The organism is Streptomyces thermolilacinus SPC6 (assembly GCF_000478605.2).
Taxonomy (GTDB): domain Bacteria; phylum Actinomycetota; class Actinomycetes; order Streptomycetales; family Streptomycetaceae; genus Streptomyces; species Streptomyces thermolilacinus.
In genome coordinates, this window is the sequence record NZ_ASHX02000001.1 from 2773570 (window position 1) to 2794843 (window position 21274).

Sequence of the window (21274 nt, forward strand, 5' to 3'; positions counted from 1 at the left end):
TGCTCCACGCCACAAGGGAGACCCCGCGGACCGCACGGCCGTCGCGGACGGGGCCCGCCGTCACCGCCTCGTCAGCGCGCCGTCACCGCGTCGTCAGCGCGGTCGCCAGGGCGTCGAGGGCGGGCTGGGCCTCGTACGGCGAAGGGGTGTCGGAGGCCAGGAAGGCGAAGGCGAGGAGGCGGCCGTCGCGGGTGACCACCGTGCCGGACAGGGCGTTCACGCCGGTGAGGGTGCCCGTCTTGGCGCGGACGAGGCCGGCCGCCGGGGAGCCGCCCGTGTAGCGGTTCTCCAGGGTGCCGCTGAAGCCGCCGACCGGAAGGCCCGTCAGGACCGGCCGCAGCTCCGGGTGGGCGGGGTCGGCGGCGCGGGCCAGGACGGCGGTGAGGAGGCGCGCCGAGACGCGGGCGCGGCGGTCCAGGCCGCTGCCGTCGCGCAGGGCGGCGCCGTCCAGCGGTACGCCGAGCTTCCTCAGCTGTGCCCGCACCGCCGCTCCGGCGCCGTCGAAGGAGGCGGGGTGCCCGGTGGCGCGGGCGGTCGCGCGGGCCAGCGCCTCCGCGAGGTCGTTGTCGCTGTACGTCAGGGTCCGCTCGACCAGGTCGGACAGCGGGGCGGAGTGGGTCACCGCGAGCGGCAGCCGCTGCTGCGGGGCGCGGCCGGGCACGGGGTCGGTCGGCAGCTTCACCCCCTGGGCGGCGAGCAGCTCCGCGAAGGCGCGTGCCGTCTCACGGGCGGGGTCCTGCGCGCGTGGGGCGGGGCCGTGGGTGGAGCGGTCCAGCCGCCCGGCGCGGGTCATGAGGGGCGTGACGGGCGCGATGTTGTCGTTGACGCCGATCCGGTGCCGTACGGGGCCGTCGTAGAGGCCCGCGTCGTACGTGAGGGCCGTGGGCGCCGCGCTTCGCGCGCGTAGGGCCTTCGCGGTGTCGGCTGCCAGGGCCTTCAGGCGGGCGCGGTCCAGTGTCGGGTCGCCGCCGCCGACGAGGGTGAGCGCCTTGGCGTCGGGGGTGGCGACGACGGTGGTCGCGAGGCGGTGGTCGGGGCCGAGGGCCGAGAGGGCCGCCGCCGTGGTGGCGATCTTGACGGTGGAGGCGGGGGTCATGGGCATCGCCGCCCCGTGGCCGTACAGCTGGCGTCCGCTCGCCACGTCCACGACCGACGCCGTGCGCGGGCCGCCGAGACCGGGGGCGCGCAGCAGCGGGTCGAGCGCCTCGGCGAGCGCGGGCGCGGGGGTGCCCTGGGCGGTGAGGGGCGCCGCCAGGGGCGTGAGGACGGCGGGGGCGCTCGGCGCGGGCGCGGGCGCGGCGGGGAGGACTGCGGGGGCGCCCGGTACGGCGCCGTGGCCGTGATGTGCGCCACCTGTCTCCGCCGGGGCAGCGGCGCGGTGGCGTTCGGCCGTACGCTGACCCCCGTCCCAGGGACCGGCGAGACCCGCCGCCGTGGCGGCCAGGGCGAGACCGGCGACGGCGGAGCCCGCGGCCAGCCGCAGCACGTTCGGCTCCAGCACGCCCGACCAGCCCCTTTCGCGAGCACACGGTTGCGTGAGGGACACTTAACCACTGAGCTGGGCCACGAGCACGGCACCCCCGGTGATCACGGCGGTCCAGTGACCCGACATTGTGATTGATCTTGGAGGAGCCACCCGTGGAGTTCGACGTCTGCATCGAGATTCCGAAGGGTTCGCGGAACAAGTACGAGGTGGACCACGAGACCGGTCGCATCCGGCTCGACCGCCACCTGTTCACCTCGACCGTGTACCCGGCGGACTACGGCTTCGTCGAGGGCACCCTGGGTGAGGACGGCGACCCGCTGGACGCGCTGGTCATCCTGGACGAGCCGACCTTCCCCGGCGTCCTGGTGAAGTGCCGCGCCATCGGCATGTTCCGCATGACGGACGAGGCCGGCGGCGACGACAAGCTCCTGTGCGTCCCGGCGTCGGACCCGCGCATGGAGCACCTGCGCGACATCCACCACGTCTCCGAGTTCGACCGCCTGGAGATCCAGCACTTCTTCGAGGTCTACAAGGACCTGGAGCCCGGCAAGTCCGTCGAGGGCGCCGACTGGGTCGGCCGCGCCGAGGCCGAGGCCGAGATCGAGGCGTCCATCAAGCGTCTGAAGGACCAGGGCGGCGCCCACTGAGGCAGCCCCTCACCGCGTTCCGCCGACGGGCGGCGCACCCCGATCGTGACGGGTGCGCCGCCCGTCGTGCTGTGCGGCGGGGGCGTCGTGCCCATACTGGGCGGGACGGGCGCGGCACGCGCGCGTAGGGGCGCGGGGAAGCCGGGAGTACGGCGGGGCGCCCCGGGCAGGCGGAGACGACGCGACGCGACGACCAGTCAGGAGTTGGCAGCAAGTGGTGGCGGAGCCGCACGGTCCGGAAGAGGACCGCAAACCGCAGTCGGACGAGGCGCACAGCGCCTTCACCCCGCCTGCCGGTGTGGAGCCGCCGGGCCCGCCGGAGGACGACCACCCGAGCTCGGAGTTCGCCATCCCGGAGGGGCTGGCGCCCGAGCCGTCAGGTGAGCCCGAGGGCTCGGCGTTCGCGCGGCCGTCCACGTTCGACGCGCGGCTGGCTCATCCGGCGTACACACCCGCGCAGGGTGGGCCGGCGGTCCGGCTGTCGAAGGACGCGCCGTGGCAGGACCGGATGCGGACCATGCTGCGGATGCCGGTCAGCGAGCGGCCGCTGACGGAACCGGCGCAGCGGCACGAGGAGGGCGGCGGCCCCGCCGTGCCGCGCGTGCTGGACCTGACGCTGCGTATCGGGGAGCTGCTGCTGGCGGGCGGCGAGGGCGCCGAGGACGTCGAGGCGGCCATGTTCGCGATCTGCCGTTCGTACGGGATGGACCGCTGCGAGCCGACCGTCACGTTCACCCTGCTGTCGGTCACGTACCAGCCGTCGCTGGTGGACGACCCGGTGACGGCGAGCCGGATCGTACGGCGGCGCGGCACGGACTACACGCGGCTGACGGCCGTGTACCAGCTGGTCACGGACATCAGCACCGAGGGCGTGGACGTCACCCTGGAGGAGGCGTACCGGCGGCTCGCGCTGATACGGCGCAACCGGCACCCGTACCCGGGCTGGGCGCTGACCCTCGCGGCGGGCGGCCTCGCCGGGGCGGCGTCGGTGCTGCTCGGCGGCGGCTGGGCGGTGTTCCTGATCGCGGCGGCCGGGGCGATGCTCGGCGACCGGCTGGCGTGGCTGGCGGCGGGGCGGGGGCTGCCGGAGTTCTACCAGTTCGCGGTGGCGGCGGTGCCGCCCGCGGCGCTGGGCGTGGCGGTGAGCCTGCTGCACGCGGGGCTGCGGCCGTCGGCGGTGATCACGGGTGGCCTGTTCGCCCTGATTCCGGGGCGTGCGCTGGTCGCGGCGGTGCAGGACGGACTGACGGGCTTCTACATCACCGCGTCGGCGCGTCTGCTGGAGGTCGTGTACTTCTTCGTCGCGATCGTGGTGGGCGTGCTGACGACGCTGTACGTGGGGGTGCAGCTGGGGGCCGGGCTGAGCCCGGAGGGGACGGTCGTACCGGTGGAGCGGCCGGTCGTGTCGATCCTCGCGGCGATGGCGCTGTCGCTGACCTTCGGGGTGCTGCTCCAGCAGGAACGCTCCACGGTCGTGTTCGTGATGCTGAACGGCGCCGTCGCCTGGGTCGTGTTCGGGGCGATCGCGGTGACGGCGGAGGGGTCGGCGGTGCTGGCGACGGCGCTCGCGGCCGGGCTGGTGGGCCTCTTCGGGCAGCTGATGGCACGGTACGAGCGGTCCACGTCGCTGCCGTACGTGACTGCGGCGATCGGGCCGCTGCTGCCCGGTTCCGCGATGTACTACGGCGTGCTGAACATCGCGCAGAACAACATGGACGCCGGTTTCGCCTCGCTGGCGCGGGCGGCGGCGCTGGCGCTGGCCATCGCGATCGGGGTGAACCTGGGCGGCGAGCTGGCCCGGATGTTCCTGCGGGCCCCGGCGACGGCGGCGACCCGCCGTGCGGCGAAGCGCACGAGGGGCTTCTGAGGGCTCACCGCGGCGCGGGCGGCGTGTCGTGGACCGCCTAGGATGGTTGCTCATCCCAGCCCGCCCGCGAGGACGGTTCAAGCTGGCACTGTTCTGCTACGAAACGGGAGATCATGGCTAAGCTGGCCGGCCCCCAGTTGTTCAACGTGTTCCGCGGCTCCCTCATCGGCGCCGCCGAGGCCGTGCCCGGCATCAGCGGTGGCACCGTCGCGCTGATCACCGGTGTGTACGAGAAGCTCATCGGCGGCGCCGGTCATCTGACGAGCGCGGCGCGCATGGCCGTCACGGACCTGCCGCGCGGCAAGGGCGGCGCCCGGGCGGCCGCCGAGGCGCGGAAGGTCGACTGGGCTGTCGTCGTCCCGCTGCTCATCGGCATGGCCGCGGCGCTGGTGCTGGCGGCGAAGCTGATCGCCCCGCTGGTGAAGGAGCACCCGCAGTACTCGTACGCGGTGTTCTTCGGGCTGGTGCTGGCGTCGCTGTGGGTGCCGTTCTCCGGCTCGGGGCGGACCTGGCGGCCACTGGACTACCTGATCGGCCTCGCCGTGGCCGTCGGCGGTTTCCTCCTGACGGGTCTGCCGCCCGCGCACGTGCCGACGCACCCGCTGATCGTCGCGGCGGCGGGCGCGGTCGCCATCTGCGCGCTGGTGCTGCCCGGCGTGTCGGGATCCTTCATCCTGCTGACGCTGGGCCTGTACGAGCCGACGATCGAGGCGGTCAACGAGCGGAACTTCGGGCACCTGGGCGCCTTCGCGGTGGGCTGCCTCGTGGGTCTCGCACTGTTCGTGAAACTGCTGAAGTGGCTGCTGGAGCACTACCACCACATGACGCTGGTGGTGATGACCGGCCTGATGGCGGGATCACTGCGCGCCCTGTGGCCGTGGCAGGACGACGACCGGGCGCTGCTCGCCCCGAGCGGTGAGGTGGGGCTGACGGTCGCTCTGGCGTTGGTCGGCGCGCTGGTCGTCGTCGCCGTGCTGATCGTGGAGCACCGGTCGAAGAAGCGGCTGGAGAACCGCCCGGCCGGGCGTGGCCGGCACGCGCGGGTGCCGACGGCACCCCAGACGCACGCCGATCACGCGGTGGACACCCGCGTGAGCTGACCGGACGGGCGACCGGATACGGGCGCCGCCCGTCCCCCAGGGGGCGGGCGGCGACATGGAGGCGCCGCCGGGACCGATCGTGGTCCTGGCGGCGCCTCCCGCGTACACGGGTCCGCCCGCATGCGTCGTGCGGGTGCGCGGGCGTGCCCGTATGCCTGGTGCGGTGAGGGCGGACGGACGTGGGCGTACGGCGGCACGGTCACGTACGGCGGCACGCGCGCGTAGGGGCGGACGTGGTGCACGCGCGCGTACACACGGGCGGGATGCACGCGCGCGTAGCGACGCCCCGCTGCCGTGCGTGCGGGTGGCAGCGGGGCGCCGGTGGGGTCGGGAACCGGACGACCGGATCGCGTCCCCGCCGGTCACGGTGAGTGAGCCGTGCGCGGAGCGCGGGCGCCGCGTGGGCCTGGCGTGGCTCTCGCGGCGCCCGCGTCGCACCTGCCGCTGCCGGCCGCGCCGCCCCGGGTGTCCCCTGTGCGCCCGGGGCGGCGCCTGACCGGTCCCGCGGCGGGGGCGGGTCTACGCGTGCCGGTCGGCGTTCGCGTGGATCGCGCCCCGCACGTGCTCGGCCAGCCCCGGGCGCATGCCGTCGTAGAACGCCTTGAAGCGCTCGTCGGCGACGTACATGTCGCCCAGGCAGCGGTGCAGCTCGTACGGGCACTCGTAGAACCAGCGGCAGATGTGCTGCCGGTGCTCCTCCGCCATGGCCATGGCGCGCTCGCCCTCCGGCGCCTCGCCCTCGTCCATGAGCGCCCCGTAGCGGTCGCCCCAGTCCTTCGCCTCGTCCTGGACGCGCTGCCAGTCCGCCTTCGTGTAACGGGCGGTGCGGCGCTGCGACTCGCGGTACGCGTCGGTGTCGCCCCACCGCTGCTCGACCTCGTCGTTGTACTTCTCCGGGTCGTCCCCGAAGACCTCGAACTTCTCCTCGGGGGTGAGGTTGATTCCCATCTTCTTGGCCTCCATGGCGTGTTCGACGGCCTCGGCCATCTTCTGCAGTTCGGCGATCCGGGCGGTCAGCAGGTGGTGCTGGCGCCGCAGGTGTTCCCGCGGGTCCGTATCCGGGTCGTCGAGCAGGACCGCGACCTCGTCGAGCGGGAAGCCGAGCTCCCGGTAGAACAGGATCTGCTGCAACCGGTCGAGGTCGTCGTCCTCATAGCGCCGGTGTCCGGCGTGGCTGCGGCCGCTCGGGCCGAGCAGCCCGATCTCGTCGTAGTGGTGCAGGGTGCGCACCGTGATCCCGGCGAGGCGGGCGACCTGTCCGACGGAGTAGCCCATTGGCTCACCGCTCCTTCCTTCGGTACGCCCCTCAGCCTGGGTCCTCACGCGACGTGAGGTGCAAGCCGCTTTTCCGCGGGAGCCGTCACGAAGGCGTCAGCCCCGGTCGCCGGGGTGCGGGGTGCCCGTGGCGTACGGGTTCTCCTGGCCCTCCGCGAGGACGCCGACGAAGGGCTCGCCCTCGCCCGCGAAGGTGTACGCCCCGGCCTCGATCCGCTCGATGAGGCCACGGGTCCAGGCGGCGCCCGCGTCGGCCTGGTGGAGCCACAGATTCATGATCTCCCCGATGTGGCCGAGCTGCCCGGGGCCGCCCTCGGGCGTGTAGTAGCCGGTCACGGTGGCCCGCCAGCGCTCGAGGTCCTCGACGCGCCGGCGCAGCAGCCCGACGACCTCGTCACGCGGCAGGTCCACGATGAACCCGAGCGCGGCGCTGAGGCTGTCGGGCTTCTGGTCGTACGCCGTGAGGGCCTCGCGGAGCAGGGCGAAGTACTCCTCGGTGCCCTGCTCCGTGATCTCGTACTCGGTGCGGGGCGGGCCGCCCGCGGTGCTGGGCGCGGTCTCATGGGCGCGCAGCAGGCCCTGCTTCGCCATCTGCTTCAGCGCGTGGTAGATCGAGCCGGGCTTGGCGTTGGACCACTCGTGCGCGCCCCAGTACTCCAGGTCGTTGCGCACCTGGTAGCCGTGCGCGCGCCCGTGCTGGCGGACCGCGCCGAGCACCAGCAGCCGGATCGCCGACATCCGCTTCCCGCCCTCCGTACCATGACGTCAATTTTGACTAGGGTACGGGCAGGAGTGCTCGGCGCGCCCTCGGGGAGCCCTCGCTACGCCTTCTGGCCGGCCTCCATCGCGATCAGCTCGAAGGACGTCTTGCCGTCCAGGGACTCGCGGATGATGTCGGCGTGCCCGGCGTGCCGGCCGAACTCCTGCACCAGGTGCAGCGCCATCCACCGCATGGAGACCCGGCCGTCCTTGGGGAACCACGGCGCCTCGGGCAGCGGGAAGGTGTCGTCCAGGCTCGGCACCGTACGGATGAACTCCTCCAGCTCCTTGACGACGTCGTCCCAGAAGGCGAGCACGCCGTCGATGGTCTCGTCGCCGCTCAACCGGAAGCCCTCGGACCAGGTGTCACGGCTGCGCCGCTTGTCGTTGGGGCGCTGCTGGGCGAGGCGCAGCCAGTTGAGCTCGACCTCCGCCGCGTGCTTGAGCAGCCCGGACAGCGACAGTTCGCTGGCGGTGGTACGGCTCGCCGCCTGTTCCCCGGTCAGTCCGAGGACCGAGCGGCGCAGGGCGGCGCGCTGCGCCTCGATGAAGGTGAGCAGCGCGCCGCGCTCATCGCCGTGTGCCTCCGGGGGAACGAGAGCGACCATGACGGGTCCGCCTTTCGTGGGAGTTGGGTTCCCTGACCTGACACCCTCACGCTACGGACGCTTGCGGTCAGCTCCTGTCCGCAAGGGGGCACACGGGCGGGTCCGGAGAGGTGCGTACCGTCAGATCGGGAAGGTGCTGCGCCCGTGCTGGACGGAGATCCACTTCTGGGTGGTGAACGCCTCGACGGTCGCGTCCCCGTTGAGCCGCCCGACGCCGGAGTGCTTCTCGCCGCCGAAGGGGACGATCGGCTCGTCGTGGATGATGCCGTCGTTGACGTGGATCATGCCCGTGTGGACGCGCTGGGCGAACCGCACGCCGCGCTCGATGTCGCCGGTGTGGACGCCGCCGCTCAGGCCGTACGGGGTGTCGTTGGCGATGCGGAGCGCCTCCTCCTCCCCGTCGAACGGGATGATCAGCGCGACCGGGCCGAAGATCTCCTGGCCGAGGACCGCGGCGTCGGCCGGGATGTCCGTCAGGACGGTCGGTACGACGATGTTGCCCTCGGAGGTGCCGCCGGTCAGCACGGTGGCGCCGGCCGCGACGGTCTGCTGGACGGCGGCCATGACCGACTCGACCTGCGAGGAGTTGATCAGCGGACCGACGTGGGTCTCGGGCTCGGACGGGTCGCCCGTCTTCAGGGTCCGCACCTTCGCGACGAACTTCTCGGTGAACTCGTCCACGACGGACCGGTCGACCAGCAGGCGGTTGGCGGCCATGCAGGCCTGGCCCTGGTGGATGAAGCGGCTGAACACGGCCGCGTCCACGGCGTAGTCGAGGTCCGCGTCGTCCAGGACGACCAGCGCGCTGTTGCCGCCGCACTCCAGTACGGCCCGCTTGAAGTGCTTGGCGCACACCGTGGCGACGTGCTGGCCGACGCGGTCGGAGCCGGTGAAGGAGATCACCCGCGGCACGGGGTGCTCGAGCAGCGCGTCGCCGATCTCGGCGATGTCGGTGACGACGACGTTGAGGACGCCCGGCGGCAGGCCCGCGTCCTCGAAGACCTTGGCCACCATGGTGCCGCCGAGGATCGGGGTGTTCTGGTGCGGCTTGAGCACCACCGCGTTGCCGAGCGCCAGCGCCGGGGCGACGGACTTCAGCGACAGCAGGAACGGGAAGTTGAACGGGCTGATCACACCGACGACGCCGACCGGCAGCCGGTACAGCCGGTTCTCCTTGCCGTCGATGGGCGACGGGAGGATCCGGCCCTCGGGCCGCAGCGAGAGGTGGATCGCCTCGCGCATGAACTCCCGCGCGAGGTGCAGCTCGAAGGCCGCCTTGCCGCGCGTGCCGCCGAGCTCCGCGACGATCACCTCGATCAGCTCGGGCTCGCGGTCCTCGATGATCCGCAGGGCCCGCTCGAAGACACCGCGCCGCTTGTACGGGTTGGTCGCGGCCCACCCGGGCTGCGCCCGCTCGGCGGCGCGGTACGCCTGGTCCACCTCGTCGACGGTGGCGACCGTTATGGAGGCGAGCTTCTCCTCGTTGTACGGGTTGAAGTCGATGATGTCCCACGAGCCGCCACCGGCCCGCCACTCACCATCGATGTACTGCAGGGCCAGATCTCTGAAGTAGGACATGGCATCCCTTCGGAAGGCCGTGTGGCCCCGCGGAGCCACGCTCGGGCAGTCACTGACGGAACGTCATCCTACTTACGCCTCAGATGAGTTGAAGGAGCCCCCTGAGCAGATCCCGACTTTCCTCCGGGCCCGGGCTCTCCTCATGAAGCCGCTCCATGGCGCTCTCGTACTGGGCGACCTCGTCGCGCTTGTCGATGTACAGCGCGCCCGTCAGCTGCTCCAGATAGACGATGTCGGAGAGGTCGGACTCGGGAAACCGCAGCATGGTGAAGGCACCGCTCTCCCCGGAGTGCCCGCCGAAGCTGAACGGCATCACCTGGAGGGTGATGTTGGGCCGCTCCGACATCTCGATCAGGTGCTTCAACTGCTCCCGCATGACGGTCCGGTCGCCGTACGGGCGGCGCAGCGCGGCCTCGTCGAGAACGGCGTGAAATCGCGGGGCGCGCTCGGACACGAGGACCTTCTGCCGCTCCAGGCGCAGCGCCACGCGTCGGTCGATCTCGGCGGCCGACGCGGTGGGACACGTCCCGCGCGACACGACCGCGTGGGCGTACGCCTCGGTCTGGAGCAGCCCGTGCACGAACTGCACCTCGTAGATGCGGATCAGCGAGGCGGCGCCCTCGAGGCCGATGTACGTCTGGAACCACCCGGGCAGCACATCGCCGTAACTGTGCCACCAGCCGGCGAGGTTGGCCTCCCGCACGAGGCCCAGCAGCGCCTCGCGCTCCTGTTCGTCGGTCACTCCGTAGAGCGTGAGCAGATCCTCCACGTCCCGCGCCTTGAAGCTCACCCTTCCCAACTCCAGCCGGCTGATCTTGGATTCGGACGCCCGGATCGAGTAGCCGGCGGCCTCCCTGGTGATGCCGCGCGATTCGCGCAGCCTCCTCAGTTGTGAGCCCAGCAGGATGCGCCGCACCACGGAACCGCCTGATTCAGTCGCGGTCACGTCTCCAACCCTCCCCATCGCTGATGTGTACGACGGAGCACCCCCGAGCCCCGAGGAAGCGGATTCTGCCACCAAAACGCTTCATCCCGTACGCGAACGATTACAGAACGGCGAACGGTTCGGCCACCGCCGCCGAAGCGACCCGGGGAAGATATGGCCAAGAACCGTCACGGGCCGGGACACCTCGGGCGCGTGCACGTGCATCTGCCCTTGCATCTGCCCCTTCCTTTCGGAACCATGGTCCCCGCGCACCTGCGTAGTCGTTCGTGTTGTAGCACCACAGCCGCGAATCCGGGGAGTGCCTCGCATGGGGACGAATGGATCGACCATGCTCGAGCCGTTAAGGCAGGGGCTTCCTCCGATCGACGCCGCGTCCGTGTCGAGTTCGGCCTCGTGCGCCCTGCCCGCCCGGTACGAAGCGGTGCGCGGGGCACGCCAGTTCACCAGCACCACGCTCACGCAGTGGAACATCGGCGAGCGGTTCGACGACGTGGCGCTCGTCGTCTCCGAGCTCGTCACCAACGCGCTGCGGCACGCGCTCCCGGCCGACACCCCGCGCGACCACCCGCTCGACCCGCCCGTACGGCTGCACCTGATGCGCTGGGCGGGCCGCCTCGTGTGCGCGGTGCGCGACCCCAGCCCGGACACGCCGACCGCGCGTGCGGCGGGGGAGGACTTCGCCGCCGAGTCGGGGCGCGGGCTGTTCCTGGTCGAGTCGTTCAGCGACAGCTGGGGGTGGCACCCGCTGGCGGGCGCGCTGCACGGGAAGGTCGTGTGGGCGCTGTTCCGGCTCGCCGACCATCCGTAGTCCGGTACGCGCACACCGGAAGAGACGTCGGCCCGGGGCCACGGGGGACTCGCAGCCGATGAAAAGGGGCTCCGCTCGCGGAGCCCCTTTTTCCGTGCCGGGACGGGGCGGGGCGGATACGCCGTCGTGCGCGGGCACGGCTCTGGTGTCATCGTGCGCGGGCGCGGCTCTGGCGCCGCCCCGCGCCGGCACGGCTCTCGTGGCGTCACGTGCGGGTGGCCGGGGGTCAGCCGCCGACGAGGTGGTCGAACTCCCCGTCCTTGACACCCAGCAGCAACGCCTCGATCTCGGCGGGCGTGTAGACCAGGGCGGGCCCGTCGGGGAACCGCGAGTTGCGCACCGCGACCTCTCCCCCGGGCAGCTTGGCGAATTCGACGCACGAGCCCTGCGAGTTGCTGTGCCGACTCTTCTGCCAGACGACCCCGTGAAGCTCCGTGGCCGCCATGCCGTTGTACACGTTCAACACGTGGTGCACAGGACGCTCCCCGAGTCACATGAGTTACATGAGTGAGTGATGTTGCAGGTGTCAACTATCCGGGATCATAGCTGCGTTCACCTGCGTATGCATGAGCAGATGCACGTGCACGCGGGGTGTCCCTCCGACTACTGAGACGCGCGCCGGGCCGCGGAGGCTCCCTCGTTTTTCGCCGGGATGCGAAAAGGGGCTCCCCGCGCGCGTGAAGCGCGGGAGAGCCCCTTTGCGGCCGGGCCGGCCCCTCGCGAGCGAAGCGCCGGAAAGCCCCCTTCAGGCCGGGCGGCGTGACTTCAGCGGGACGATGACGCGTACGGCAGCAGGGCCATCTCGCGGGCGTTCTTGACCGCCCTGGCCAGCTGCCGCTGCTGCTGGGCCGAGACCCGGGTCACCCTGCGGCTGCGGATCTTGCCCCGGTCGGAGATGAACTTCCGCAGCAGGTCGGTGTCCTTGTAGTCGATGTACGTGATCCCGGCCCGGTCCAGCGGGTTGGGGCGGGCCTTCGGCGGCTTGCGGTCGGCGGCGCGGCGCGGGGACATGGGTCAGACCTCCAGGAGGGTGTCGAAGTCGGACGCGAGCCGCTGCCAGACCGTACGGCCCGCGGCGTACTCCGCGTCGGTGAGCAGGCAGGAGCCGAGCAGCTCGGCGAGCCCCTCCCGGTCCAGGCCGGGCGAGGTGAAGACCAGGTGCTGGCACCGGTCGCCGAGCTCCGGGTCCCAGTCGAGCGCGGCGGCGGCACGGCGTACCGGCGGGACCATCTCCCAGGCGGCGTCCGGCAGCGCGGCCAGCCACGGGCCCGCGCTCTCCACGCACAGGGCCCCGCCCGCCGCGTCCCAGGCCAGCAGCGTGTCGGGGCGGTCGGCGAGCCAGAAGCGCCCCCGGCTGCGGGCGGCGGCGCAGGTCAGGTCCTCCAACGCCGCGTACAGCCGCCCGGGATGGAAGGGCCGCCGGGCGCGCCAGACGTACGTGCCCACACCCGCCGCGTCCGCCTCCTGCGGGAGCAGCGCGCACGCCGGGTGCTGGGCGGCGGCCGCGGCCTCCACGTCGAACCCGGCGAGTACGGCCGCGGCCAGGTCCCCGTCCGGTACGGCGACGCGGCGGGCGGTCGGGTGGAGCTGGGCGAGCAGCGCGCGGTCCTCGTCGTCGGCCTCCGGGCTGTCCAGCACGGCGAGCACGGGCGCGTACTCCAGCTGGCGGGCCCAGGTGTCGGCGATGGTGCGGCGGTCGGTGGCGGCGGCCGCGAGCCCGGCGTCGGCCAGGTCGTCGCCGTTGCCCAGGTACGGGAGGACCAGCGCCGGGTCCACGGCGGTGACGACACCGGTCAGGTCGAGTCCGGCGGCGGCCACCACCTCGGCCATCGCCTTGGGCTCGACCGAGTCCCACAGCTCCACGACGGCGAGCCGGGTCAGACCGGCGTCGGCGAGCCGCTCCAGCTCGGGCACCAGGTCCTCGCGCAGCGCGCAGCAGGCGCAGTCGTTGACGAGCGGCGTCTCGCCGGTGGACAGGACGCCGGTCGCGTCGCGGACCGTCCGGACGACCGTGCCGCGCCCGGCGGCGGTGGACAGGTCGTGGTGGAGCGCCACGCTGCCCGGCACGGACGCGAGGAGCCGGTCCACGGTGGCGCGGCGGGCGTCGGAGTGGAGCCCGCCGACCAGCGCGACGGAGAGGGGGACGGACGGCATCAGCGGACCTCGCGCCGCCCGGCGCCGCCGGCCTGTGCGTCACCGGCCTGTGTGCGGCCGGCTCCGGGAGCGCGGGTGCCCTCACCTGCGCGGGCGCCCCGGGTGCCGTAACGGCGCTCGAAGCGCTCCACACGCCCCGCCGTGTCGAGGACGCGCGCCTGCCCGGTGTAGAAGGGGTGGCTCGCCGAGGAGATCTCGACATCGACGACGGGGTAGGTGTTGCCGTCCTCCCACTCGACCGTCTTGTCGCTGGTCATCGTGGAACGGGTCAGGAAGGCGAAGCCGCCGGCCTTGTCACGGAAGACGACGGGTTCGTACGCGGGGTGGATTCCGGGCTGCACGGCGGTCAGCGCTCCTCTCGGAAGTCGACGTGCCGGCCGATGACCGGGTCGTACTTGCGCAGGGTCAGGCGGTCGGGGTCGTTCCGGCGGTTCTTGCGGGTCACGTAGGTGTAGCCGGTTCCGGCGGTGGACCGGAGCTTGATGATCGGGCGTAGTTCGTCGCGGGCCATGGGGGTACAGTAAATGGAAATGGTTTCCATTACCAAGCGCGTCCCACGAGAGGCAGGTCACCCTTGTCCGCCCACTGCCAGCTGACCGGCGCCCAGCCGGGCTTCGGCAACCGCATCTCGCACTCCCACCGGCGCACCTCCCGCCGTTTCGACCCCAACATCCAGCGCAAGCGCTACTGGCTGCCCAGCGAGGGCCGCTATGTGCGGCTCACGCTCAGCGCCCGCGCCATCAAGACCGTGGACGTGATCGGCGTCGAGGCCGCCGTCGCCCGCATCCGCGCGCGGGGAGGGAAGGTCTGATGGCCAAGAAGAGCAAGATCGCGCGCAACGAGCAGCGCAGGGTCGTGGTGGAGCGGTACGCCGCCCGCCGCGCCGAGCTCAAGGAGCTGATCCGCCGCCCGTCCACCCCTGAGGCGGAACGCCTCGCCGCGCAGGCGGAGTTGCGCCGCCAGCCGCGTGACGCCAGCCCCACGCGGGTCCGCAACCGGGACGCCGTGGACGGCCGGCCCCGCGGCCATCTGCGGAAGTTCGGTATCTCTCGGGTGCGGCTGCGGGAGCAGGCGCACGCCGGCTATCTGCCCGGCGTGCGCAAGTCGTCCTGGTAGGGCAGCGCGCCCGCGCTGATAGCTTTGCGCGGTCTGATCAAACGACAAGGGGGACTTGATCGTGCGGAAGCTGGTACGGAAGAGCGCGGCCGGCGCCGCGGTGCTGGTCTCGGCCGTCGCGCTGAGCGCCTGCGGCTCGAACGACAAGAGCGCTGAGCCGGGCGACAAGGGCGGTTCGGCCGCCCCGTCCGCGAAGGACCCGCAGGGCGCCGACGGCGTGACGCTCGCCGACGCCGTGGGCACCTGGCTGGGCAAGACGGACGACAAGTCGGTGACGCTGACCATCAGCGAGGGCGGTCAGACCGTGGTCATCAGCGATGCCCACGTCTGCCAGGGCACAGCGAAGGAGGGCGACGCCCTGGCGCTCGCCCTCACCTGCAAGGACGGCAACACCGACCGCGTGTCGGGCACGGTCCGCTCGGCCGACGGCAAGCGGCTGGTCGTCGCGTGGGACTCCGGCAAGACGGACTCGCTGTCCAAGCTGGACGTCAGCGGCCTGCCGACGAACCTGCCGTCCGTCCCGGCACTCCCGTCCCTGCCGCCGCAGTCGTAACGCCCCTCCGCTGTACGGCCTTACGTGCCTGGCCGAAGCGCCCCGGCTGCCCACACGGCACCGGGGCGCTGCCGAGGCCGTTGCAGTTGCCCCGGTGACCGCGCCACCGAGCCGCTGATCCGCTGAGCCCGGGAGTTACGCCGTCTCCCTCTGGGCTGACTCCCGGTACCAGCGCAGTTCTGTCACCGCCTGCGACGCCTCCCTGTTCACCTCGGCGTGGGGGTGGTCGAGGAACCGCTCGACCAGCGGCAGGGCGGCCTGGTCATGAGTGGAGCCGAGGATGCCCAGGACGTAGGTGAGGAGCAAGGGTTCGAAGCCGTCCGCCCCGACGGCAAGCGGCTCCACCACCCGGTAGGGAAGCTCGTAGTGCGTGGAGGCCGTGGAGACCGCGTTCAGCGCGGACTCCCGCACTGCGTAGCCCTCGTCGGAGAGCGCGACGGTGACGAGGCGCTCGACGGTCCGCTCGGCATCGATCTGTGTCAGACGGCCCGTCTCCAGGACGTCGCAGACGACTTCGAGGCTGAGGTCCCGGCAGTCCACGTCGGAGCTGTTCAGCTGCTCCCAGGCCGATTCGATCAATGCCGTCAGACCCCGGTATCCGTCCACAGCCCGAGCCTAGGAGACGGTCGCCGCCTTGTCTCAGTGATAACGGACGAGGTCAGGGTGGTGGGCCGGGGCTTGCGTTCCTTTCAGCGCCCGGCCCTGCGGCTGCTCTTCGCCTTCGAGCCTGGCTTCTGGGCCCGGCGCCCTGGCCCGGCCATGTCGCGCCGACGACCGCACGGGGCTGCTGAGGCCGTGCGGCGCGCGGGTGCCGCTGCCGCCCGTTACGCCGTCCGGCCGCCCGCGTCGCGGCCCCGTACGGCGCGGTGCGGGGTCCGGCCCGTGTCGGCGCGGTCTGCGGCGGCCCTGCCGTGGTCCCAGCCCTCCCGGTCCGTCGCGCCCCGCACGCGGGTCGTCGTGGCGCCCGGGAACATCCGGTCCGTACGGACGGTCACCGCGACGTCCCGTGCCGCAAGGACCGGCAGCAGTGCCGGCTCCTCCGCGGTGACCCGGCGGGACGTGGCCGACAGGCGGTCGCCGAGCCGCTGCGCGTACGCCAGCAGGAACGACTGGCGGAACGTCTTCGTGCGCTTGCGGCCACCCGCCCGCTGCGCCGCCTCCGCCCTCGCCATCGCGGTCTGCCCCTGCACCAGCAGCGAGGTGTACAGCAGCTCCACCGCCTCCAGGTCCGCCTCGTAGCCGACGACCGTGGAGAAGGCGAACTCCTCGTTCCACACCGCCCGGCAGCGGTTCGCGCCCGCGACCGCGTCCAGCAGGATCGCCTTCGCCGTCTCGTACGGGGGCTCCACACCGATCCGTGCCGCAGCGGGCTCGTCCGCGGCGGGCCCGCCGTGCGCGCGGGCGGCGAGGGCGGCCTCGTCCAGGCTGTGGCGGGCCATCAGCTCCTGGGCCTTCGCGGTGAGCGCCTCCGCCTCCTCCGGGTAGTCCGTGGCCTCCGCCTTCGCCAGGAGGGCGCGGATGCGGGCCAGCATGCGCGGCTCGCCCTCGACCGGCGCCGTCAGCGGGGCGGTGCCCGGCGGCGGCGCGACCGGCTCCAGGGCGGGCAGCCGGGCCAGCAGGCGGTACAGCTCCAGTACGGCCGTCGCGTACGAGAACCGGTCGGCCCGCCACGGCTCGGCGTCGAGCGCGGCGAGCTGGTCCCGCCAGCGCGGCGGCAGGTGCGCGTACCCGGCGGACTCGGCGGCGAGCAGCGCGGACACGAGCCGTACGTGGTGCGGCTCCATGTCCCGGCGGACGAGCCGCGCCACGTCGGCGGGCTGCCAGCCGCGCGCCCAGGCCCGCCGCAGCAGCTCCTCGCCGCGCCGCGCCAGCTCCGCGTCGGCGGAGGGGTCGGCGGCGAGCAGCGAGGCGGCGGTGTCGAGGGCGGCGGTGCCGTCCGCGTACAGGGCGGCCCCGAGGGCCCGCTCGACGGTCACCCCGCCGCTGTCGCCCGTTTCCCGGCGGGCGTTCACGGCTGCCGCCGGTCGCGCCGCTGTCGCCCGTTTCCCGGCGGGCGTTCACGGCTGCCGCCGGTCGTCACGGGCACGACGGGGGCGGGGCAGGTCGTACGGCGTGTCGCCGAACCGGTCCACTGCGGCGCGTACGCCGCGCCCGCCCGTACGGCCCGGCCCGCCGGGCACCGCCCCGCCCGTACGGCCCGGCCCGCCGGGCACCGCCCCGCCGGTCGCCTCCGTGTGCCCCACGGACATGACAGTGCCTCCTCCGCCGTACGCCGCCACCACTCCCACCATGGTCGCAGTGCGGCCGTCCGGGGGCGCCTCCGGGCCGGACGCCACGCCCGGCGGCGGACGTGCACGCGCGCGGGTGGGTAGGTCTCCTGCGATATCGGGCGCCACGCGCGGGGAGGGAGCGATTCGTGGGCGAGAACAAGCAGCGGATGCTGGCCGGGGAGTGGTACCTGCCGGACGACCCGGAGCTGGCCGCCGACACCGAGCGGCGGATGGCGCTGTGCGCCGCGTACAACGCCCTGCCGCCCGCCCCGCCCGTTGAGCGGACCCGCCTCCTGCGGGAGCTGTTCGGCGCGGTCGGCGAGGACGTGCGGATCAGGCCGCCGTTCCACTGCGATTTCGGTTACCACATCAGCGTCGGCGACCGGACCTTCGTCAACTTCAACGCCGTGTTCCTGGACTGCGCCCCCATCACGATCGGCGCCGACGTGCAGATCGGTCCGAACGTCCAGCTGCTGACACCGACGCACGAGCTGGACGCCGAGCGGCGGCCGGCCGGCTGGGAGCGGGCCGCGCCGGTCACCATCGGCGACAACGTCTGGCTCGGCGGCGGCGTGATCGTCTGCCCCGGTGTGACGATCGGCGCCGACACGGTGGTCGGCGCCGGTTCGGTCGTCACCCGCGACCTCCCGCCCGGCGTCCTCGCCGTCGGCAGCCCGGCGCGGGTCGTCCGCTCCCTCGGGCCGCTCAGACCGTGAGGACCACCTTGCCGCGTACGGTCCGTACTCGCTGATCCCCTGTTCCACGCGGCGGCCTGACCCACCGCCCGGCCCGTACGCCCCCGGCGCGGGCTCGGGCCCCGGCCCCGGCCGTGGCCCCGGCTCCGGCTCCGGCTCCGGCTCCGGCTCCGGGGCACTGTCAGTGCCGGGTGCGAGACTCGCGGACGTGAGCGATCGGTGGCTGCTGGACGGCGTCGAGGGGGGCGGGGCGAGGCTGGTCCCCCTCGGCCGGGACGGCATGCCCGCCGGGCCCGTCGTCACCGAGCCCGACCTGGTGGCGGCGGTGCGGTCGCGGCCGGAGGCCGGCCGGTGGGTGTGGCGGTCCACGGCCGGCCTCTATCCGCGTCTCCTCGCCGCCGGTGTGCGCGTGGAGCGGTGCTACGACATCGAGGCCGCCGAACAGCTCCTCCTCGGCCACGAGGGGCGCCTCGGCGAGCCCCGGTCGGCGGCGGCCGCCTGGGCGCGGCTGCACGACCGTCCCGTACCGCCCGACCGGCCCCAGCGGGCGGCCGAGCCGGGCGCGCAGTCGCCGCTGTTCGACACGGCCTCCGGAGGCCCGGATGTGCCGTTCGAGGCGCTGCTGGAGGTGTACGCGGAGCAGCAGCGCAGGCACGGCGCCACCGCGCACCCGGACCGGATGCGGCTCCTGACAGCGGCCGAGTCGGCGGGGATGCTGGTGGCCGCCGAGATGCACCGGGCGGGCGTGCCGTGGCGGGCGGACGTGCACCGCGCGGTGCTGGGCGAGCTGCTCGGCGAGCGGTACGCGGGCGGCGGCGAGCCCCGGCGGCTGGCGGAGCTGGCGGCCGAGGTGTCGGCGGCGTTCGGGCGGCCGGTGCGGCCGGACCTGCCCGCGGACGTGGTGAGGGCGTTCGCGGAGGCCGGGATCAGGATCAGGTCCACGCGCCGCTGGGAGCTGGCGAAGGTGGACCACCCGGCGGTCGAGCCGCTCCTCGCGTACAAGACGCTGTACCGGATCTGGACGGCGCACGGCTGGAGCTGGCTCCAGGACTGGGTGCGCGACGGCCGCTTCCGGCCCGAGTACGTGCCGGGCGGCACGGCCAGCGGGCGGTGGACGACGAACGGCGGCGGGGCGCTGCAGATCCCGAAGGTCATCCGCCGGGCGGTCGTCGCCGACGACGGCTGGCGGCTCGTCGTCGCGGACGCCGACCAGCTGGAGCCGCGCGTGCTGGCCGCGATCTCCCGTGACCCGGGGCTGATGGAGGTCGCGGGGCACGACGGCGACCTGTACGCGCGGCTGTCGGACCGGGCGTTCTCGGGCAGCCGCGACCACGCCAAGCTGGCGCTGCTGGGCGCGATCTACGGGCAGACCAGCGGGGACGGGCTGAAGAACCTGGCGGCGCTGCGGCGACGGTTCCCGCGCGCGGTGGCGTACGTGGACGACGCGGCACGCGCGGGCGAGGAGGGCCGCCTGGTGCGTACGTGGCTGGGCCGGACGAGCCCGCGGGCGGTGGGCGCCGGGGAGGCCGAGGAGGCGGGCATCCCGCAGGACGACGAGCGGGCTCCGGCCGGTACGGGCGCGGACGCCCGCGCGCGGGGCCGGTTCACGCGGAACTTCGTGGTGCAGGGCAGCGCCGCCGACTGGGCGCTGCTGATGCTGGCCGCGCTGCGGCGGGCCACCGCCGGGATGCGGGCCGAGCTGGTGTTCTTCCAGCACGACGAGGTGATCGTGCACTGTCCGGAGCGGGAGGCGGAGGCGGTCGCGGCGGCGATCCGCGCGGCCGGTGACCTGGCCGGGCGGATCACCTTCGGGGACACGCCGGTGCGGTTCCCGTTCACGACGGCTGTGGTGGAGCGGTACTCCGACGCGAAGTGACCGCGCTGCCCGGTCCAGGCCGAAGGACCGGACCGCGCCAGTCCCAAGGCCGGATCGGGCACGACCGAAGGACCGGATCGGACCGTCGAGCGGACAGGACCGGACCCCCGACACGAACCCCGAACCCAGGACCGGCAGCGCGAACGGCCGGCACGGACCCGCGGCGCCGTGCCGGTCCGCTCCGCCGGCCCCGTGACCGGCGGTGCGGACCGGCGAACCGGCGCCGCGAGGAGCTACTTCCTCAGCTTGAGCCACTTCTCGCTGGTCGCGATCGCCTTCAGCTCGTCGATGGAGAACGCCGGTTCCGCGCGCGTGGCGGGAGCGGCCTGGTCGCCGGTGTTGAACGCGGACACGACGACCCGGTAACCGCCGGGGCGGATCGTGTCCACCGTCCACATGACGACGCCCTCGCCCCCCTTCTCGCCGGGCTGCTGCCGTACAACGACCTTGGTGCCGTCCGGCAGCAGCTCGTACGTGCCGTCCGGGAACAGCTCGCCTTCGGCGCCCGTCATGTCGGGCTGCGCGTTGACCTGCATGAGGCTCTTGCCCTTGCCGTCGTCGACGACGGCGAACGCGTACCCGTCCTGGCCGCCCTTGTCGGACACGGTCAGCTCCTTGGGCAGCAGGGACAGCAGCGTGGGCCGCACGGCCGCGCCGTTGAATGCGGCCCGTGCGGCACCGTCGGCGTCCGGCTTCACGGGCTTGGCGGGCTTCGCCGGGGAGGCCGACGCGCCGGGCGAGGGCGTCCCCGCCGGGACCCGGAGTGCCTCCAGGACGGGCGCCCACGCCGTGTGGGTGACGATGCGCTTCAGCTCGGCGGGGCCGAACGGCGGGTCGGTGCGGGAGACGGCCGCGCCCTTCTGGGCGGGGGCGTTCCAAGTGCTGAGGTCCACGACCAGGCCGTCCTCGGCGAGGAGGGTGGCCCGCCAGTTCTTCGTCTCCTCGCGGCGGTCCGGGTACTCGTAGCCCTGGAGGATCACCAGTCGCCCGCCGGACACGTCCTCGGCGGTGCAGGCGTCGTACGGGACGGACTCCTTGTCCGGGCACGTGGAGAAGCCCTTGTCGCCGGGGGGCGCCTGGAAGAAGCCGACGCCGACGGCCGCCTTGCCCTGGCCGTCGTCGTAGACGCCGCTCAGCATCGGCCCCAGCGGGTCCCCGGTGCCGCGCGCCACGACGTCCGTCAGCCGCCCGCCCGGCGGGAGCGTCTGGCGGAATGTCGCGACCAGCGCGTCCTGGTCCACCGGGGGCGCCAGGGGGTTCCTCGCGACAGCGGGCGGCGCCGCGGCGACCGACGCCTGCTCCACCGCGCCGCCGAGCGTACCCGTGGCGTACGCGCCGCCGACGCCGACCACGGCGAGCGCCAGCACGCTCCCGGTCACCGTCCAGGCCCGGCGGCGCACGACGCGGCGCCGCCCGCGCACCAGCCCTCCGGCCACCAGACCGTCCCTGTCGTCCGCCTCGAACCCGTCGCCGGCGCGGCGCAGGGCGACGGTGAGACCGTCCTCGAAGTGCTCGTCGTTGTCTTCGGCAGGCATG

Annotated in this window: 23 protein-coding genes and 1 pseudogene; 9 read left to right on the top strand and 15 right to left on the bottom strand. The window is 73.4% G+C overall.

Annotated elements, in window-relative coordinates; all coding sequences use genetic code 11:
* Positions 1 to 82: 82 nt before the first annotated feature.
* A complete protein-coding gene (dacB, locus tag J116_RS11750) occupies positions 83 to 1501 on the bottom strand; it encodes a D-alanyl-D-alanine carboxypeptidase/D-alanyl-D-alanine endopeptidase (RefSeq protein ID WP_023587270.1) in 1419 nt (472 codons plus the stop codon).
* A 137-nt stretch (positions 1502 to 1638) separates the two neighbouring features.
* Between dacB and J116_RS11755 the strand changes: the two genes are divergently transcribed.
* The 3 genes from J116_RS11755 (at position 1639) to J116_RS11765 (ending at position 5100) form a co-directional block, all read left to right on the top strand.
* Positions 1639 to 2133 (top strand): inorganic diphosphatase, encoded by a 495-nt coding sequence (locus J116_RS11755; RefSeq protein ID WP_023587271.1) that lies wholly within the window; start codon positions 1639 to 1641, stop codon positions 2131 to 2133.
* A 214-nt stretch (positions 2134 to 2347) separates the two neighbouring features.
* Positions 2348 to 4000 carry a threonine/serine exporter family protein gene (locus J116_RS11760; RefSeq protein ID WP_023587272.1) on the top strand — a complete coding sequence of 551 codons (1653 nt, stop codon included), beginning with the start codon at positions 2348 to 2350 and terminating at the stop codon, positions 3998 to 4000.
* 113 nt (positions 4001 to 4113) lie between these two features.
* Entirely contained in the window at positions 4114 to 5100 is a 987-nt protein-coding gene (locus J116_RS11765; RefSeq protein WP_051203477.1) for a DUF368 domain-containing protein, read from the top strand.
* A gap of 519 nt (positions 5101 to 5619) precedes the next feature.
* On the opposite strand, the gene J116_RS11770 is transcribed toward J116_RS11765, so the two are convergent.
* The 5 genes from J116_RS11770 to J116_RS11790 form a co-directional block, all read right to left on the bottom strand.
* Complete coding sequence (locus tag J116_RS11770; protein ID WP_023587274.1) at positions 5620 to 6375, bottom strand: MerR family transcriptional regulator; 756 nt, start codon at positions 6373 to 6375, stop codon at positions 5620 to 5622.
* Positions 6376 to 6471: 96 nt separating this feature from the next.
* Positions 6472 to 7113 (bottom strand): PadR family transcriptional regulator, encoded by a 642-nt coding sequence (locus J116_RS11775; protein WP_023587275.1) that lies wholly within the window; start codon positions 7111 to 7113, stop codon positions 6472 to 6474.
* A gap of 83 nt (positions 7114 to 7196) precedes the next feature.
* Complete coding sequence (locus tag J116_RS11780; protein WP_023587276.1) at positions 7197 to 7742, bottom strand: DinB family protein; 546 nt, start codon at positions 7740 to 7742, stop codon at positions 7197 to 7199.
* Positions 7743 to 7862: 120 nt separating this feature from the next.
* The gene (locus J116_RS11785; RefSeq protein ID WP_023587277.1) at positions 7863 to 9320 is read right to left on the bottom strand and encodes an aldehyde dehydrogenase family protein; all 1458 of its coding nucleotides are present in this window, start codon (positions 9318 to 9320) and stop codon (positions 7863 to 7865) included.
* 79 nt (positions 9321 to 9399) lie between these two features.
* Complete coding sequence (locus J116_RS11790) at positions 9400 to 10284, bottom strand: helix-turn-helix domain-containing protein (protein ID WP_051203479.1); 885 nt, start codon at positions 10282 to 10284, stop codon at positions 9400 to 9402.
* Positions 10285 to 10573: 289 nt separating this feature from the next.
* On the opposite strand from J116_RS11790, the gene J116_RS11795 reads away from it, so the two are divergent.
* Positions 10574 to 11074 carry an ATP-binding protein gene (locus tag J116_RS11795; protein WP_028963951.1) on the top strand — a complete coding sequence of 167 codons (501 nt, stop codon included), beginning with the start codon at positions 10574 to 10576 and terminating at the stop codon, positions 11072 to 11074.
* A gap of 226 nt (positions 11075 to 11300) precedes the next feature.
* Here the strand turns inward: J116_RS11795 and J116_RS11800 are convergent, their stop codons facing one another.
* From J116_RS11800 to rpmG, 5 genes and pseudogenes are all read right to left on the bottom strand, one after another.
* Positions 11301 to 11549, bottom strand: coding sequence for a DUF397 domain-containing protein (locus tag J116_RS11800; RefSeq protein ID WP_023587280.1), 249 nt, complete (start codon positions 11547 to 11549; stop codon positions 11301 to 11303).
* 290 nt (positions 11550 to 11839) lie between these two features.
* Positions 11840 to 12085 (bottom strand): 30S ribosomal protein S18, encoded by a 246-nt coding sequence (rpsR, locus tag J116_RS11805; protein WP_023587281.1) that lies wholly within the window; start codon positions 12083 to 12085, stop codon positions 11840 to 11842.
* 3 nt (positions 12086 to 12088) lie between these two features.
* Entirely contained in the window at positions 12089 to 13228 is a 1140-nt protein-coding gene (locus J116_RS11810) for a CobW family GTP-binding protein (RefSeq protein ID WP_023587282.1), read from the bottom strand.
* A gap of 89 nt (positions 13229 to 13317) precedes the next feature.
* A pseudogene (locus J116_RS11815) lies at positions 13318 to 13569 on the bottom strand (type B 50S ribosomal protein L31); the annotation flags it as partial.
* Between the two features lie 5 nt (positions 13570 to 13574).
* Entirely contained in the window at positions 13575 to 13739 is a 165-nt protein-coding gene (rpmG, locus tag J116_RS11820; protein WP_023587284.1) for a 50S ribosomal protein L33, read from the bottom strand.
* A gap of 63 nt (positions 13740 to 13802) precedes the next feature.
* Between rpmG and rpmB the strand changes: the two genes are divergently transcribed.
* From rpmB to J116_RS11835, 3 genes are all read left to right on the top strand, one after another.
* The gene (gene rpmB / locus J116_RS11825) at positions 13803 to 14039 is read left to right on the top strand and encodes a 50S ribosomal protein L28 (protein ID WP_023587285.1); all 237 of its coding nucleotides are present in this window, start codon (positions 13803 to 13805) and stop codon (positions 14037 to 14039) included.
* Entirely contained in the window at positions 14039 to 14344 is a 306-nt protein-coding gene (rpsN, locus tag J116_RS11830) for a 30S ribosomal protein S14 (RefSeq protein ID WP_023587286.1), read from the top strand. The genes rpmB and rpsN overlap by 1 nt, the downstream gene beginning before the upstream one ends.
* Before the next feature lie 61 nt (positions 14345 to 14405).
* Entirely contained in the window at positions 14406 to 14897 is a 492-nt protein-coding gene (locus tag J116_RS11835) for a hypothetical protein (RefSeq protein ID WP_028963952.1), read from the top strand.
* A gap of 135 nt (positions 14898 to 15032) precedes the next feature.
* Here J116_RS11835 and J116_RS11840 read toward each other — a convergent pair whose 3' ends face one another.
* From J116_RS11840 to J116_RS29105, 3 genes are all read right to left on the bottom strand, one after another.
* Positions 15033 to 15503 (bottom strand): HEAT repeat domain-containing protein, encoded by a 471-nt coding sequence (locus J116_RS11840; RefSeq protein ID WP_023587288.1) that lies wholly within the window; start codon positions 15501 to 15503, stop codon positions 15033 to 15035.
* 218 nt (positions 15504 to 15721) lie between these two features.
* Complete coding sequence (locus J116_RS11845) at positions 15722 to 16909, bottom strand: DUF2786 domain-containing protein (RefSeq protein ID WP_235617337.1); 1188 nt, start codon at positions 16907 to 16909, stop codon at positions 15722 to 15724.
* 45 nt (positions 16910 to 16954) lie between these two features.
* A complete protein-coding gene (locus J116_RS29105; RefSeq protein ID WP_028963954.1) occupies positions 16955 to 17146 on the bottom strand; it encodes a hypothetical protein in 192 nt (63 codons plus the stop codon).
* A 167-nt stretch (positions 17147 to 17313) separates the two neighbouring features.
* Here J116_RS29105 and J116_RS11855 point away from each other — a divergent pair, with 167 nt between their 5' ends.
* Positions 17314 to 17883, top strand: a complete 570-nt coding sequence (locus tag J116_RS11855) for a sugar O-acetyltransferase (RefSeq protein ID WP_023587289.1) — start codon at positions 17314 to 17316, stop codon at positions 17881 to 17883.
* A gap of 187 nt (positions 17884 to 18070) precedes the next feature.
* Positions 18071 to 19738, top strand: coding sequence for a bifunctional 3'-5' exonuclease/DNA polymerase (locus J116_RS11860; protein WP_023587290.1), 1668 nt, complete (start codon positions 18071 to 18073; stop codon positions 19736 to 19738).
* 233 nt (positions 19739 to 19971) lie between these two features.
* On the opposite strand, the gene J116_RS11865 is transcribed toward J116_RS11860, so the two are convergent.
* Complete coding sequence (locus J116_RS11865; RefSeq protein ID WP_023587291.1) at positions 19972 to 21273, bottom strand: hypothetical protein; 1302 nt, start codon at positions 21271 to 21273, stop codon at positions 19972 to 19974.
* Between the last annotated feature and the right edge of the window lies 1 nt (position 21274).